This window comes from Pseudomonas sp. TH10, from assembly GCF_016651255.1.
GTDB lineage: Bacteria > Pseudomonadota > Gammaproteobacteria > Pseudomonadales > Pseudomonadaceae > Aquipseudomonas.
Genome location: NZ_JAEKEG010000097.1, coordinates 1 through 14,542, shown reverse-complemented (window position 1 = coordinate 14,542; position 14,542 = coordinate 1). Strand labels below are relative to the sequence as shown.

The window sequence follows — 14,542 nt, the reverse complement described above, 5'->3', positions numbered from 1 at the left end:
ACAGTAATACCAATCAGTGCGGCGCTTCGGCAGCGTGGTTGAGCGAATACTTCGGGATCTCGACGGTGATGTCTTCTTCACCAACAATAGCCTGGCACGCCAGGCGCGATTGCGCTTCCAGACCCCAGGCGCGATCGAGGAAGTCTTCCTCCAGCTCGTCAGCCTCTTCCATCGAGTCAAAACCCTCGCGGATGATGCAGTGGCAGGTCGTGCAGGCACAGACGCCGCCGCAGGCGTTTTCCATCTCGATGTGGTGCTCGTGCGCCAGATCCAGGATGGAAGTACCCGACTCAGCCTCGACCACCATGCCCTCCGGGCAAAATTTGTCGTGGGGCAGAAAAATGACCTGCGGCATCAGATATCCTCGATTTCATTCAGATTGCGCCCCGACAGAGCGGCTTTCACCGTCAAATCCATGCGGCGGGCAGCAAAAGCATCGGTCACTTGCGACAGACGTTTGGTCTGCTGCTCGATGGCGTAACCATCAGTACCTTTCATCAGTTCGGTCAGTTCCTGAACCTGCATGTCGATGACCATGCGCTCTTCGGCGTCGAGCAGGCGCTCGCCATCGACCTCAAGGGCCGCCTGCACCGCCTCGATCAGGCGCTGCGCATCGACTTGCTGCTCGCGCAGAACGCGGGCGACCTTGTCGTCGTTGGCGTGCTGGAACGAATCTTTCAGCATCTTGGCGATTTCGCCGTCGGTCAAACCGTAGGACGGCTTGACCTGAATGCTCGCTTCAACGCCCGAACCCAGTTCACGGGCGGAAACGCTGAGCAGACCGTCGGCATCGACCTGGAAGGTCACGCGAATTTTCGCCGCGCCCGCCACCATCGCCGGGATGCCGCGTAATTCGAAGCGTGCCAGCGAGCGGCAGTCACTGATCAATTCACGCTCGCCTTGCAGCACGTGAATCGCCATGGCCGACTGGCCATCTTTGTAGGTGGTGAAGTCCTGGGCACGGGCAACGGGGATGGTGGTGTTACGCGGAATCACCTTCTCCATCAGGCCGCCCATGGTTTCCAGGCCCAGGGACAACGGAATCACGTCCAGCAGCAGCAACTCACCACCATCGCGCTTGTTGCCTGCCAGGGTATCGGCCTGGATCGCGGCACCGATGGCCACCACTTGATCCGGGTCGATTTCAGTCAGGGGCTGACGACCAAAGGCTTCGGCCACTGCTTCGCGAACACGCGGCACACGAGTCGAACCGCCGACCATAACCACTGCGTGCACTTCTTCAAGCTCAATACCCGAGTCGCGCACCGCCCGGCGACAGGCTTTCAGGCTGCGAGCGACCATCGGCTCGATCAGCGCATTGAAGGCTTCACGGCTCAGTTCGGCTTTCCAGTCGCCATAGGCCACTTCAACCGATGCCGCATTGGTGAGCGCTTCCTTGGCCGCGCAAGCGGTTTGCAGCAGATTGCGTTGTGCGCCCGGATCGAGATCGGCGGACAGACCGGCGCTCTCGATGATCCAGCCGGCAATCGCGTGATCGAAGTCATCGCCGCCCAGCGCGCTGTCGCCGCCAGTAGCCAAGACTTCGAAAACGCCGCCAGTCAGACGCAGAATGGAAATATCGAAGGTGCCGCCGCCCAGGTCATAAATCGCGACCAGGCCTTCGGCATGTTGATCCAGACCATAAGCCACGGCCGCAGCGGTCGGCTCGTTGAGCAGACGCAACACATTCAGACCGGCGAGCTTCGCCGCATCCTTGGTAGCCTGACGCTGAGCATCATCGAAATACGCCGGAACGGTGATTACCGCGCCAACCAATTCGCCACCGAGGGTCGCTTCAGCGCGCTGACGCAGCACTTTGAGGATATCGGCGGAGACCTCGACCGGGCTCTTCGGGCCCTGCACAGTGTCGATGAACGGCATGTGCGATTCGCCACCGACAAAGCGGTATGGCAGCTGCTCGCCCAATTGCTTGACGTCGGACAGACCACGACCCATCAAGCGCTTGACCGAGAGCACAGTGTTCAAAGGATCGGAGGCGGCGGCCAGCTTGGCCGATTCGCCGACTTCGACGCGATCGGCGTGGTAACGCACGGCGGACGGCAGGATAACCTGCCCGTCAGCGTCGGCCAGCGGCTCGGAAAGACCACTGCGCAACGCAGCGACCAGCGAATTGGTAGTGCCCAAGTCGATCCCCACAGCCAGACGACGCTGGTGCGGTTGAGGACTTTGGCCGGGTTCGGCGATCTGCAGTAGGGCCATCGTGATCAGGACTTATCTGTATATCAGGCGTGCGACCGGAGCGGCACTGGGTTAATCGTCGAGGCGCTCTTCTAACTGGCGCACTTCGTAGGTGAGCTTGTCGAGGAACTGCATGCGCCGCATCAGGCGTTCGGCCTGTTCGCGTTGCGCTGCATCATCCCAACAGGCTGCGAAGCTTTCGTTGAGTTCTTCCTGGGCCACTTTCAGGCGCCGCTTGAATAACGCGACACCGTCGAGATCGGCGCTGTCCTGGAGGTCTTCGAGCTCTTCGCGCCATTGCATCTGCTGCAAAAGAAACTCGGGGTCATGGACCGTGACCTCCATCGGCACTTCATGCCCGCTGATATTCAGCAGGTAGCGTGCACGCTGGGGCGGGCTCTTGAGCGTCTGGTAGGCGTCGTTCAGCCGGGCAGACTGCTCAAGCGCCGACCGCTGCTCGCGCTCGGAAGCGTCAGCAAAACGGTCAGGATGAACGCCGCGCGCCAACTCACGATAGCGCGTGGCCAACTGCTCGAGATCCAGACGGAAGCTCGGTTGCAGCTCGAATAAAGCGAAATGACAAGGAATACCCACGACAAGCCTCAGATGTTGAAGCTTTCGCCGCAGCCACATTCACCGCGTACGTTGGGGTTGTTGAACTTGAAGCCTTCGTTCAACCCTTCCTTGACGAAATCGAGCTCGGTGCCGTCCAGGTAGGCCAGGCTTTTCGGGTCGATAATCACTTTTTCGCCGTGACTTTCGAACACCTGATCCTCTGCAACCACCTCGTCGACAAACTCCAGCACGTAGGCAAGGCCGGAACAGCCTGTGGTGCGAACACCCAGACGAATCCCTTCACCTTTGCCGCGCCCATTGAGGGAGCGTCGCACGTGTTGAGCAGCCGCTTCTGTCATGCTGATAGCCATCGGTGACTCCTTACTCGTCGCCAAATCCAGAAAGTCAGATCAAGCCTTTCTTCTGCTTGTAATCGCGAACAGCCGCTTTGATAGCGTCTTCAGCCAGTACCGAACAGTGAATTTTCACTGGTGGCAGGGCCAATTCTTCGGCCAACTGAGTGTTCTTGATGGTTTCTGCTTCGTCCAGGGTCTTGCCCTTCATCCACTCAGTGGCGAGGGAGCTGGAAGCGATAGCCGAACCGCAGCCGTAGGTCTTGAATTTGGCATCTTCGATGATGCCGGCTTCGTTGACCTTGATTTGCAGACGCATTACGTCGCCGCATGCCGGAGCGCCGACCATGCCGGTGCCGACATCAGGATCTTCCGCGTTCATCTTGCCGACGTTGCGCGGGTTTTCGTAGTGGTCGATGACCTTTTCGCTGTAAGCCATGATTCTTAATCCTCACTCATCAGAGAGTCGCTCTTAAAGCCCTGCAACCTTGGTTTACAGGGCCGGTTCGCGGCGACTTGAAATCAGTGTGCCGCCCACTCGATTTTCGAAATGTCGACACCGTCTTTGTACATGTCCCACAGCGGCGACAGAGCGCGCAGCTTGGTAACGGCCTCGCAGACTTTCTGCGCGGCGTAGTCGATTTCTTCTTCGGTGGTGAAACGGCCGAAGGTGAAGCGGATCGAGCTGTGTGCCAGTTCGTCGTTGCGGCCCAGGGCGCGCAGTACGTACGAAGGCTCCAGCGACGCCGAGGTGCATGCCGAACCGGACGATACCGCCAGATCCTTGAGCGCCATGATCAGCGACTCGCCTTCAACGTAGTTGAAGCTCAGGTTCAGGTTGTGCGGAACGCGGGCGGTCAGGCTGCCGTTGACGTACAGCTCTTCGAGGTGCTCGACCTGCTTGTAGAAGCGGTCGCTCAACGCTTTGATACGGACGTTTTCAGCAGCCATGTCTTCTTTGGCTACGCGGAACGCTTCGCCCATGCCCACGATCTGGTGGGTCGCCAGGGTACCGGAACGCATGCCACGCTCGTGACCGCCGCCGTGCATGGTCGCTTCGATGCGCACACGCGGCTTGCGGCTGACGTACAGCGCGCCGATGCCTTTAGGGCCATAGGTTTTGTGTGCAGAGAACGACATCATGTCGACTTTCAGCTTCTGCAGGTCGATCTCGACCTTGCCAGTGGACTGAGCGGCGTCGACGTGGAACAGAATGCCCTTGGAGCGGAGCAGTTCACCGATAGCGGCGATGTCGTTGACGGTGCCGATTTCGTTGTTCACGTGCATCACGGAGACCAGGATGGTGTCTTCGCGCAGTGCAGCTTCAATCATCGCCGGGGTGATCAGACCGTCGGTCTGAGGATCGAGGTAAGTCACCTCGAAACCTTCACGCTCCAGTTGGCGCATGGTGTCGAGGACAGCCTTGTGCTCGATCTTGGAGGTGATCAGGTGCTTGCCCTTGGAGGCGTAGAAATGTGCCGCACCCTTGATTGCCAGGTTGTCGGACTCGGTAGCGCCGGATGTCCAGACGATTTCACGCGGATCGGCGTTGACCAGATCGGCCACCTGACGACGGGCGTTTTCGACGGACTCTTCAGCTTTCCAGCCGAACACGTGGGAACGGGACGCCGGGTTACCGAAGTTTCCGTCGACCAGCAGGCATTCACTCATTTTTTGCGCAACGCGCGGATCAACCGGTGTGGTTGCAGAGTAATCAAGGTAAATCGGCAATTTCATGGACTATCTCCTAAATCAGGGCTGGCGTGCCGCTAGCTCTTCGGCTGTCATTCGACGGCGGACGCTTCAATCTTGTCCAGGCGTGGCGCCTTGCTGTTGCAACGGCGCTGGTCCTGACGCTGGGCTACTTCTTGCACCTCACGGCGAGTCACAAGATCAGCCAAGCTGATACCGCTTAGAAATTCGTGAATCTGCAGGCTCAAGTCGCACCACAGATGATGGGTCAGGCAGGTGTCGCCGGAATGGCAATCGCCCTGGCCCTGGCACTTGGTCGCATCGACCGATTCGTTCACCGCATCGATCACCTGAGCGACCTGGATGCCCTGCATGTCGCGGGACAACTGGTAGCCACCACCAGGACCGCGAACACTGGAAACCAGGTTGCTGCGGCGCAGCTTGGCGAAAAGCTGTTCGAGGTAGGACAGGGAAATGCCTTGGCGCTCGGAGATATCGGCCAGGGACACGGGCCCGTGCTGCGCGTGCAACGCCAGGTCAAGCATGGCGGTCACGGCGTATCGGCCTTTTGTAGTCAGTCGCATGGACAGTTACCACGGAGTTCAGAATGGGCGGGAGTATGCAATTCCCGAGCATTTAAGTCAACTATAAGACCTAGTGCTTTAGTCGGGTTTACCCGCAAAAGAGCGCGCGCATCATAGCAAAGGCTGGCGGCATGCAGCCAGCGGTACCGAGTCGACGTTCAATCGCGGGCAAGCCCGCTCCCACAGGAGTTTTCGGTGAGCGCACAATCTGTGCATCATCCGAGACCCTGTGGGAGCGGGCCTGCTCGCGATGAAGTCGGCCGGGTTTAACCGGCCTGACTCTGATCCTTATCCTTCACGCAGGCGAAATCCTCTTCACGCAACTGAGGCAGATCTTTGGCGCAGTAATTACTGCCCAGATCCTTCAGCGCGCCACACATCCCCTCCAGCCGACCGTCCACCGCTTGCAGGTGGTCGAGCAACTGGCCGATGGCGCGCGCCACAGGGTCAGGCATGTCCTCGCTGACGCCGTAGGCATCAAAACCGATCTTCTCGGCCATAGCCTTGCGCTTGGCGTCCTGCTCCTCATCGGACTTGACGATGATCCGCCCCGGAATACCCACAACAGTCGCGCCCGGCGGCACTTCTTTGGTCACGACGGCATTGGAGCCGACCTTGGCACCCGCACCCACGGTGAACGGGCCGAGCACTTTGGCGCCCGCCCCCACGACAACACCGTCACCCAGCGTTGGATGGCGCTTGCCCTTGTTCCAGCTGGTGCCACCCAGTGTCACGCCCTGATAGATAGTCACGTCATCGCCGATCTCGGCGGTTTCACCGATAACGATGCCCATGCCATGGTCGATAAAGAAACGTCGACCAACCTTGGCGCCCGGATGAATCTCGATCCCGGTCATCCAGCGACCGAAGTTCGACACCAACCGTGCCAGCCATTTCAGTTCGTTGCGCCAGAGCATGCCCGCCAAGCGATGAATCCAGATGGCATGCATGCCGGGGTAGCAGGTCAGGACTTCAAAAGCGTTACGCGCCGCCGGGTCTCGATGGAATACGCTCTGGATATCTTCACGCAAACGCTCAAACATCATTCAGTCCTTCCGCTTCAGAAGCTCACCACGGGCCGCTTTTTGGGTTTCCGTGAGGATGCCTCGCAAAATATTCATTTCCGCCCGGCTGACCGAGCTGCGTCCGTACAACCGGCGCAGGCGCGCCATCAAGTGCCGTGGTTTTTCCGGATCGAGGAATTCGATGGCGACCAGCGTCTGCTCCAGATGCTCATAGAATCGCTCCAGCTCATCCATGGTCGCCAGCTCGGCGCTTTTCACCGAGGCCACTTCTTCTTTCTCGATCTTGCTTGGCTGACCTTGCGCGGCCAGCCAGGCCATGCGCACTTCGTAGCTCAACACCTGCACCGCCGCCCCGAGATTCAGCGAGCTGAACTCAGGATCGGAGGGGATGTGCACGTGAAAGTGACATCGCTGCAGCTCGTCATTGGTCAGGCCGGAATCTTCACGGCCGAACACCAGGGCGATTTCGGCGCCCTGCCCGGCCTCTTCGACCACTTTGGTGCCGCACTCGCGCGGATCCAGCAGCGGCCAAGGGATACGACGATCACGGGCGCTGGTGCCGAGCACCAGATTGCAGCCGACCAAGGCGTCTTCCAGAGTGGCGACGACTTGTGCATTTTCAAGGATGTCACCCGCACCGGAGGCCCGGGCATCGGCCTCGTGGTGCGGGAACAACCGTGGTTCAACCAGCACCAGCCGCGACAGGCCCATGTTCTTCATGGCACGCGCAGCCCCGCCGATGTTGCCGGGGTGGCTGGTATTGACCAGGACGACACGAATGTTCTGCAGCAAGGGAGGCGCTCTCGGACACAGGAAAGGGGTGCAAATCTTACAGAACAGCCTACCGTTAAGCTATGAAAGCGAACAGCGTCCTTCACCTGAAGAAAAGTTCTGATAGAATGCGCGGCTTTCTTTAACAACCTTAGGTGACACATCCATGCAGCCCATGCTGAATATCGCGCTGCGCGCCGCCCGCAGCGCCAGTGAACTGATCTTCCGCTCCATCGAGCGCCTGGATACCATCAAGGTCGACGAAAAAGACGCCAAGGACTATGTATCCGAGGTCGATCGCGCCGCTGAACAGAAAATCATCGACGCGCTGCGCAAGGCTTACCCGAACCACTCGATCCGCGGTGAAGAGACTGGCCTGCACGCCGGTACCGGCATCGAAGGCGAAGAGTACCTGTGGATCATCGATCCGCTGGACGGCACCACCAACTTCCTGCGCGGCATTCCTCACTTCGCCGTCAGCATCGCCTGCAAATACCGCGGTCGCTTGGAACACGCAGTGGTTCTGGACCCGGTTCGCCAGGAAGAATTCACCGCCAGCCGTGGTCGCGGTGCCCAACTGAACGGTCGTCGCCTGCGCGTCAGCGGCCGCACCAGCCTGGACGGCGCCCTGCTGGGCACCGGCTTCCCGTTCCGTGACGACCAGATGGACAACCTGGAAAACTACCTGGGCATGTTCCGCGCCCTGGTTGGCCAGACTGCCGGCATCCGCCGCGCGGGCTCGGCGAGCCTGGACCTGGCTTACGTGGCAGCCGGTCGTTTCGATGCATTTTGGGAGTCGGGCCTGTCCGAGTGGGACATGGCTGCAGGCGCCCTGCTGATTCAAGAAGCCGGCGGCCTGGTGAGCGACTTCACCGGCGGTCACGACTTCCTTGAAAAAGGCCACATCGTTGCCGGCAACACCAAATGCTTCAAGGCAGTACTGACGGCGATCCAGCCGCACCTGCCGGCTTCGCTGAAGCGCTAAGCTTCCCGCGAAACGAAAAAAGCACCCTTCGGGGTGCTTTTTTATGCCTGAAATCCGACTCCGCGCTTACCACCACCCCATATAGGAGCGAGCTCGCTCGCGATGGCCGTCAACGGTAGCGCGGGCTTCCAGAATGAACGCGGTTACTGGTAGTTATTCGCGACCAGGCTCGCTCCTACAGCGCATTGGTGGCATCCGCATATTCGAGGCACAAAAAAAGCACTCCAATCGAGTGCTTTTTTCAATCTGCAGCCGGGCGACTTACTGAGCCGGCTCGTTCTGTGACAGCACCAGCTTGCCTTCCTTATCGACCGGAATCTGGTTGCCTGGATCGCGATCCATCCGCACCTTGCCTTCCTTGCCATCCAGCGAATAACGGACGTCATAGCCCACGACCTTGTCGCTGATGTCATTCACCGTGTTACAGCGAGTCTGGGTCGTGGTGTAGGTATCACGGTTTTGCATGCCTTCCTGCACCTTGTTACCGGCATAACCGCCACCGACCGCACCAGCGACCGTGGCAATCTTCTTGCCGGTGCCGCCGCCGATCTGGTTACCGAGCAAACCACCGCCGACCGCACCGATTACCGTACCGAGGATCTGGTGTTGATCCTTGACCGGCGCCTGGCGAGTCACGGCGACGTCCTTGCACACTTCACGTGGAGTCTTGATCTGTGTTTTGACCGGCTCAACGGCCAGCACTTGCGCATACTCAGGGCCGCTTTTTACCAGGCTGTAGGTGGCAACAGCACCCCCGGCAGTCACACCGACAGCACCCAATACCGCACCAACCAGCAACGACTTGTTCACATGAACCTCCTGACCATCACATGCGGGACATCGCCCGCGCTTCTCCCAGCCTTGGAGCATAAAAAAAGGCGCGAGTTCAACTCGCGCCTTTTTTGGCAGACAGCTGGAAAAGCGATGGCCGTTATGGACGGTCGTCGACTTCCTTCTCGGTGTTCGCCGGTGGAATCAGGTCTTCGCTGCTCAGGTTCAGCCAGATCAGCACCACGTTAGCGATGTAGATCGACGAGTAGGTACCCGCCAGAACACCGATAAACAGCGCAATGGAGAAGCCCCACAGGTTGTCACCACCGAAGAACAACAGCGCCGCAATCGCCAGCAACGTGGAGATCGAAGTAGCCATGGTCCGCAACAGGGTCTGGGTGGTCGAGATGTTGATGTTCTCGATCAGCGTCGCCTTGCGCAGCACCCGGAAGTTCTCTCGAACCCGGTCGAATACCACAATGGTGTCGTTCAGCGAGTAACCGATGATCGCCAGCACCGCCGCCAACACCGTCAGGTCGAAGGTGATCTGGAAGAACGACAGGATACCGATGGTCACGATCACGTCGTGGATCAGCGAAACGATGGCGCCGACCGCGAATTTCCACTGAAAGCGGAAAGCCAGGTAGATCAGGATGCCGCCGAGCGCCAGCAGCATGCCGAGGCCGCCCTGGTCGCGCAGCTCTTCACCGACCTGTGGGCCGACGAACTCGACTCGCTTGACCGTCGCCGGGTTGTCGCCACCGACTTTCAGCAGCGCTTCCGCCACCTGATGACCCAACTGCGGGTCTTCACCCGGCATCCGCACCAGCAGGTCCGTAGTCGCACCGAAGCTCTGCACGATCGCTTCGTGATAACCCGAACTCACCAACTGCTCGCGCACCTTGGTGACGTCGGCCGGACGCTCGTAGGTCAGCTCGATGAGCGTACCGCCGGTGAAGTCCAGACCCCAGTTCATGCCCTTGTGGAAGACGCTGAAAATAGCCAGCACCGTAAGAAACACTGTGACGCCGAACGCGAAGTTGCGAACGCCCATGAAGTTGATTGTACGTAACATGGCAGCCCCTTAAATCCACAACTTCTTGAAGTCACGTCCGCCAAAGATCAGGTTGACCATTGCGCGGGTCACCATGATGGCCGTGAACATCGAGGTAAAGATCCCGAGGGACATGGTCACTGCGAAACCTTTGACCGGGCCGGTGCCCATGGCAAAGAGAATGCCGCCGACCAACAATGTGGTCAGGTTGGCGTCGAGAATCGCGGTGAATGCCCGGCCGAAGCCTTCGTTGATTGCACGCTGCACGGTCATGCCGGCGGCGATTTCTTCACGGATCCGCGAGAAGATCAGCACGTTGGCGTCGACCGCCATACCCATGGTCAATACGATACCGGCGATACCCGGCAGGGTCAGCGTAGCACCCAGCAGCGACATCAGCGCCAGCAGCAACACCATGTTCACTGCCAGAGCGACGGTGGCGATGATGCCGAAGAAGCGGTAGATGGCGATAATGAACAGGGAGACAAACAGCATGCCCCACAGCGACGCATCGATACCTTTGGTGATGTTGTCAGCACCCAGGCTCGGGCCGATTGTGCGCTCTTCAGCGAAGTACATCGGTGCCGCCAGACCACCGGCACGCAACAGCAGCGCCAGCTCGGACGATTCGCCCTGACCGTTCAGGCCAGTGATACGGAACTGAGCACCCAGCGGCGACTGAATGGTCGCCAGGCTGATGATCTTCTTCTCTTCTTTGAACGTTTGAACTGCAACGTCCTTCTCGACGCCATCAACCACTTGCTTGACGTAAGTGGTCACCGGACGCTGCTCGATGAAGATCACCGCCATGCTGCGACCGACGTTGTTACGGGTTGCACGGCTCATCAGCTCGCCACCGTGGCCATCCAGGCGGATGTTCACTTCTGGCGTGCCTTGCTCGCCGAAACCAGCCTTGGCGTCAGTCACCTGGTCACCGGTGATGATCAGGCTACGCTCGATCTGAGCTGGTGGACGCTTGCCTTCACGGAACTCGAAGGTTTCGGAAGTGGCTTTCGAAGCACCTGGCTCTGCAGCCAGACGGAACTCAAGGTTGGCCGTCTTGCCGAGAATACGCTTGGCTTCGGCAGTGTCCTGCACGCCCGGCAGCTCAACCACGATGCGGTTGGCACCTTGACGCTGAACGATCGGTTCGGCAACACCCAGCTCGTTGACGCGGTTACGTACCGTGGTCAAGTTCTGCTTGATGGAGTATTCACGGATTTCCGCCAGCTTGGCCGGGGTCATCGCCAGACGCAGCACCGGTTGACCGTTGAGGTCGGCCGGAACAATGTCGAAATCATTGAAGTTCTTGCGGATCAGCGCACGGGCCTGCTCGCGGGAATCTTCATCACTGAAGCCCAGCTGAATGGCACCGCCCAGTTGCGGCAGGCTGCGATAGCGCAGCTTCTCTTTGCGCAGCAGGCTCTTGACGTCGCCTTCGTAGACTTTCAGGCGTGCATCGAGGGCTTTGTCCATGTCCACTTCCAGCAGGAAGTGCACACCACCGGACAAGTCCAGACCCAGCTTCATCGGGTGCGCGCCAAGATTGCGCAGCCATTGCGGGGTGGTCTGTGCCAGGTTCAGCGCGACGACGTAGTCATCACCCAATGCCTTGCGCACAACGTCCTTGGCTGGCAGTTGATCTTCTGCCTTGCTCAGACGGATCAGGCCGCCCTTGCCGTTTGCCGCCAGCGTGGCTGCCTTGACGTTGATCCCGGACTCTTTGAGCGCGGTACTTACGCGATCAAGATCGGCTTGATTGACCTGCAGTGCCGTGCTGGCGCCGCTGATCTGGATAGCCGGGTCATCGGGGTATAGATTCGGAGCGGAATAAATCAGACCGATCGCCAGCACCGCCAGGATCAGAATGTATTTCCACAGAGGATATTTGTTCAGCATCACGCCGCCCGTTATGACGCGGGGCGCCTTGCGCGCCCCGTCGATTGAGTAGAAGTTGTTGCTCTTAGATCGCTTTCAGCGTGCCTTTTGGCAGCGTGGCAGCGATGGCGCCTTTCTGGAACTTCATTTCCACGGTGTCGGAAACTTCCAGAACCACGAAGTCATCGGCCACTTTGGTGATCTTGCCGGCGATGCCGCCGGTGGTGACCACTTCGTCGCCCTTCGCAAGGCTGCTCAGCAGGTTCTTCTGCTCTTTGGCGCGCTTGGCCTGTGGACGCCAGATCATCAGGTAGAAGATGACCAGGAAGCCGACCAGGAAAATCCACTCGAAGCCGCCGCCCATTGGGCCGGCAGCAGCCGGTGCAGCCGCGTCAGCCATGGCGTTAGAGATAAAAAAGCTCATTTAGCACTCCAGTTGCAAATGTTGAATCTTGGGGTCAGAAAACTCAGTCCAAAGGCGGAACGGGGAGCCCGCGTTTGGCGTAGAAGGCATCGACAAAGGCGGCCAATGTACCCTGTTGAATAGCCTCGCGCAAACCAGCCATCAGCACCTGATAATGGCGCAAGTTATGGATGGTATTGAGCATGCTTCCCAGCATTTCGCCGCACTTGTCCAGGTGATGCAGATAAGCGCGAGAGAAGTTCTGGCAGGTATAGCAATCGCAGGTCGGATCCAGCGGCGATTCATCATGGCGATGGAACGCGTTACGGATCTTCAGCACGCCGGTATCAATAAACAGATGCCCGTTGCGGGCATTACGGGTTGGCATCACGCAATCGAACATGTCCACACCGCGGCGCACACCCTCAACCAGATCTTCCGGTTTGCCAACGCCCATAAGGTAACGAGGTTTGTCAGCCGGCATCAGGCCCGGCAGATAATCGAGCACCTTGATCATCTCGTGCTTCGGTTCGCCCACCGACAGACCGCCGATGGCCAGGCCGTCGAAGCCGATCTTGTCGAGGCCTTCCAGCGAGCGCATACGCAAGTCCTGGTGCATGCCGCCCTGCACGATGCCGAACAATGCTGCGGTGTTGTCACCGTGGGCATTTTTCGAGCGCTGAGCCCAGCGCAGCGACAATTCCATGGAAATGCGAGCGACGTCTTCATCCGCCGGGTACGGCGTGCATTCGTCGAAGATCATCACGATGTCCGAACCGAGATCGCGCTGCACCTGCATCGATTCTTCCGGGCCCATGAACACTTTGGCGCCGTCGACCGGTGAGGCAAAGGTCACGCCCTCCTCCTTGATCTTGCGCATCGCGCCCAGGCTGAACACCTGGAAACCACCGGAGTCGGTCAGGATGGGGCCTTTCCACTGCATGAAGTCGTGCAGGTCGCCGTGCTCCTTGATCACTTGGGTGCCAGGACGCAGCCACAGGTGGAAGGTGTTGCCCAGAATGATTTCTGCGCCAGTGGCAACGATGTCACGCGGCAACATGCCCTTGACCGTGCCGTAAGTACCCACCGGCATGAAGGCCGGGGTCTCGACGGTGCCACGCGGGAAGGTCAGACGACCACGACGGGCCTTGCCATCGGTGGCCAGGAGCTCAAAGGACATGCGACATTCGCGACTCATTCTGTTTCCTCTGCGCCGGTTTCTTTAGGGGCTGTAGGTGCGGGATTACGGGTGATGAACATCGCATCACCGTAGCTGAAAAAGCGGTAACCGTTGTCGACGGCGGCCTTGTAGGCGGCCATGGTTTCGGGATAACCGGCAAATGCCGAAACCAGCATCAACAGCGTCGATTCCGGCAAATGGAAATTGGTCACCAGGGCATCGACCACATGGAACGGCCGGCCCGGGAAGATAAAGATATCGGTGTCGCCACTGAACGGCTTGAGCACGCCATCGCGCGCGGCACTTTCCAGCGAACGCACGCTGGTGGTGCCCACAGCAATCACTCGACCGCCGCGCGCACGGCACGCAGCCACCGCATCGACCACGTCCTGGCCGACTTCGAGCCACTCGGTGTGCATGTGGTGATCTTCAAGTTTTTCGACGCGCACCGGCTGGAACGTCCCCGCGCCAACGTGCAGCGTGACGAATGTAGTCTCGACGCCCTTCGCGGCAATCGCTTCCATCAGCGACTGATCGAAATGCAGCCCCGCTGTCGGCGCCGCCACCGCGCCCAGGCGCTCGGCGTACACGGTCTGATAACGCTCGCGATCCGAGCCTTCATCCGGACGGTCTATATAAGGAGGCAACGGCATGTGCCCGACGCGATCAAGCAGCGGCAGCACTTCTTCAGCGAAGGCCAGCTCGAACAACGCATCGTGACGGGCCAGCATCTCGGCCTCGCCACCGCCATCAATGAGGATCTTCGAACCCGGCTTCGGCGACTTGCTGGAACGCACATGGGCCAGCACGCGATGCGTATCGAGCACTCGCTCAATGAGGATTTCCAGCTTGCCGCCGGACGCTTTCTGCCCGAACAGCCGCGCCGGAATCACCCGGGTATTGTTGAACACCATCAAATCGCCCGGGCGCAAATGCTCAAGCAAATCAGTGAATTGACGGTGTGCAAGGGCACCGCTGACCCCATCCAGGGTCAACAGGCGACTGCCGCGACGCTCGGCCAAAGGGTGGCGGGCGATCAGCGAATCAGGGAGTTCGAAGGTAAAGTCAGCAACGCGCATGATGGGGTTCGTC

At 59.4% G+C, this 14,542-nt stretch carries 16 protein-coding genes; 1 reads left to right on the top strand and 15 read right to left on the bottom strand.

Annotation, left to right across the window (positions count from 1 at the left end; all coding sequences use genetic code 11):
• Window positions 1–13 precede the first annotated feature (13 nt).
• The 9 genes from fdx to trmJ form a co-directional block, all read right to left on the bottom strand.
• A complete protein-coding gene (gene fdx, locus JFT80_RS15125; RefSeq protein WP_201148410.1) occupies window positions 14–355 on the bottom strand; it encodes an ISC system 2Fe-2S type ferredoxin in 342 nt (113 codons plus the stop codon).
• Window positions 355–2,220, bottom strand: a complete 1,866-nt coding sequence (hscA, locus tag JFT80_RS15120) for a Fe-S protein assembly chaperone HscA (protein ID WP_201148409.1) — start codon at window positions 2,218–2,220, stop codon at window positions 355–357. Before hscA ends, fdx begins: the two co-directional genes overlap by 1 nt.
• Before the next feature lie 51 nt (window positions 2,221–2,271).
• The gene (gene hscB / locus JFT80_RS15115; protein WP_201148408.1) at window positions 2,272–2,793 is read right to left on the bottom strand and encodes a co-chaperone HscB; all 522 of its coding nucleotides are present in this window, start codon (window positions 2,791–2,793) and stop codon (window positions 2,272–2,274) included.
• Between the two features lie 8 nt (window positions 2,794–2,801).
• The gene (gene iscA, locus JFT80_RS15110) at window positions 2,802–3,125 is read right to left on the bottom strand and encodes an iron-sulfur cluster assembly protein IscA (protein WP_007903589.1); all 324 of its coding nucleotides are present in this window, start codon (window positions 3,123–3,125) and stop codon (window positions 2,802–2,804) included.
• A gap of 34 nt (window positions 3,126–3,159) precedes the next feature.
• Window positions 3,160–3,546: a Fe-S cluster assembly scaffold IscU gene (iscU, locus tag JFT80_RS15105; protein WP_046820395.1), complete on the bottom strand. Its 387-nt coding sequence runs from the start codon at window positions 3,544–3,546 to the stop codon at window positions 3,160–3,162.
• An 83-nt stretch (window positions 3,547–3,629) separates the two neighbouring features.
• Window positions 3,630–4,844, bottom strand: coding sequence for an IscS subfamily cysteine desulfurase (locus JFT80_RS15100; protein ID WP_201148407.1), 1,215 nt, complete (start codon window positions 4,842–4,844; stop codon window positions 3,630–3,632).
• A 47-nt stretch (window positions 4,845–4,891) separates the two neighbouring features.
• A complete protein-coding gene (iscR, locus tag JFT80_RS15095; protein ID WP_003227911.1) occupies window positions 4,892–5,383 on the bottom strand; it encodes a Fe-S cluster assembly transcriptional regulator IscR in 492 nt (163 codons plus the stop codon).
• Between the two features lie 266 nt (window positions 5,384–5,649).
• Window positions 5,650–6,426, bottom strand: a complete 777-nt coding sequence (cysE, locus tag JFT80_RS15090; RefSeq protein WP_201148433.1) for a serine O-acetyltransferase — start codon at window positions 6,424–6,426, stop codon at window positions 5,650–5,652.
• A gap of 3 nt (window positions 6,427–6,429) precedes the next feature.
• Entirely contained in the window at window positions 6,430–7,200 is a 771-nt protein-coding gene (gene trmJ, locus JFT80_RS15085) for a tRNA (cytosine(32)/uridine(32)-2'-O)-methyltransferase TrmJ (protein ID WP_008084663.1), read from the bottom strand.
• A 145-nt stretch (window positions 7,201–7,345) separates the two neighbouring features.
• Between trmJ and suhB the strand changes: the two genes are divergently transcribed.
• Entirely contained in the window at window positions 7,346–8,164 is an 819-nt protein-coding gene (suhB, locus tag JFT80_RS15080; protein WP_034156254.1) for an inositol-phosphate phosphatase, read from the top strand.
• Between the two features lie 261 nt (window positions 8,165–8,425).
• On the opposite strand, the gene JFT80_RS15075 is transcribed toward suhB, so the two are convergent.
• From JFT80_RS15075 to queA, 6 genes are all read right to left on the bottom strand, one after another.
• Window positions 8,426–8,974: a glycine zipper 2TM domain-containing protein gene (locus JFT80_RS15075; protein WP_201148406.1), complete on the bottom strand. Its 549-nt coding sequence runs from the start codon at window positions 8,972–8,974 to the stop codon at window positions 8,426–8,428.
• A gap of 121 nt (window positions 8,975–9,095) precedes the next feature.
• Window positions 9,096–10,010 carry a protein translocase subunit SecF gene (secF, locus tag JFT80_RS15070; RefSeq protein WP_201148405.1) on the bottom strand — a complete coding sequence of 305 codons (915 nt, stop codon included), beginning with the start codon at window positions 10,008–10,010 and terminating at the stop codon, window positions 9,096–9,098.
• Window positions 10,011–10,019: 9 nt separating this feature from the next.
• Entirely contained in the window at window positions 10,020–11,888 is a 1,869-nt protein-coding gene (gene secD / locus JFT80_RS15065) for a protein translocase subunit SecD (RefSeq protein ID WP_201148404.1), read from the bottom strand.
• A 64-nt stretch (window positions 11,889–11,952) separates the two neighbouring features.
• Window positions 11,953–12,291, bottom strand: a complete 339-nt coding sequence (gene yajC, locus JFT80_RS15060) for a preprotein translocase subunit YajC (RefSeq protein WP_003227923.1) — start codon at window positions 12,289–12,291, stop codon at window positions 11,953–11,955.
• A gap of 43 nt (window positions 12,292–12,334) precedes the next feature.
• On the bottom strand, window positions 12,335–13,450 hold the full coding sequence (gene tgt / locus JFT80_RS15055; RefSeq protein WP_201148403.1) for a tRNA guanosine(34) transglycosylase Tgt: 1,116 nt from the start codon (window positions 13,448–13,450) through the stop codon (window positions 12,335–12,337).
• Between the two features lie 14 nt (window positions 13,451–13,464).
• The gene (queA, locus tag JFT80_RS15050) at window positions 13,465–14,529 is read right to left on the bottom strand and encodes a tRNA preQ1(34) S-adenosylmethionine ribosyltransferase-isomerase QueA (RefSeq protein WP_201148402.1); all 1,065 of its coding nucleotides are present in this window, start codon (window positions 14,527–14,529) and stop codon (window positions 13,465–13,467) included.
• Between the last annotated feature and the right edge of the window lie 13 nt (window positions 14,530–14,542).

What these genes read in the sequence shown, in the direction of transcription:
- fdx (WP_201148410.1), bottom strand. Translation starts at nt 355, where the DNA reads ATGCCGCAGGTCATTTTTCTGCCCCACGACAAATTTTGCCCGGAGGGC.
- hscA (WP_201148409.1), bottom strand. Translation starts at nt 2,220, where the DNA reads ATGGCCCTACTGCAGATCGCCGAACCCGGCCAAAGTCCTCAACCGCAC.
- iscA (WP_007903589.1), bottom strand. Translation starts at nt 3,125, where the DNA reads ATGGCTATCAGCATGACAGAAGCGGCTGCTCAACACGTGCGACGCTCC.
- iscU (WP_046820395.1), bottom strand. Translation starts at nt 3,546, where the DNA reads ATGGCTTACAGCGAAAAGGTCATCGACCACTACGAAAACCCGCGCAAC.
- JFT80_RS15100 (WP_201148407.1), bottom strand. Translation starts at nt 4,844, where the DNA reads ATGAAATTGCCGATTTACCTTGATTACTCTGCAACCACACCGGTTGAT.
- iscR (WP_003227911.1), bottom strand. Translation starts at nt 5,383, where the DNA reads ATGCGACTGACTACAAAAGGCCGATACGCCGTGACCGCCATGCTTGAC.
- cysE (WP_201148433.1), bottom strand. Translation starts at nt 6,426, where the DNA reads ATGTTTGAGCGTTTGCGTGAAGATATCCAGAGCGTATTCCATCGAGAC.
- suhB (WP_034156254.1), top strand. Translation starts at nt 7,346, where the DNA reads ATGCAGCCCATGCTGAATATCGCGCTGCGCGCCGCCCGCAGCGCCAGT.
- secF (WP_201148405.1), bottom strand. Translation starts at nt 10,010, where the DNA reads ATGTTACGTACAATCAACTTCATGGGCGTTCGCAACTTCGCGTTCGGC.
- secD (WP_201148404.1), bottom strand. Translation starts at nt 11,888, where the DNA reads ATGCTGAACAAATATCCTCTGTGGAAATACATTCTGATCCTGGCGGTG.
- yajC (WP_003227923.1), bottom strand. Translation starts at nt 12,291, where the DNA reads ATGAGCTTTTTTATCTCTAACGCCATGGCTGACGCGGCTGCACCGGCT.
- tgt (WP_201148403.1), bottom strand. Translation starts at nt 13,450, where the DNA reads ATGTCCTTTGAGCTCCTGGCCACCGATGGCAAGGCCCGTCGTGGTCGT.
- queA (WP_201148402.1), bottom strand. Translation starts at nt 14,529, where the DNA reads ATGCGCGTTGCTGACTTTACCTTCGAACTCCCTGATTCGCTGATCGCC.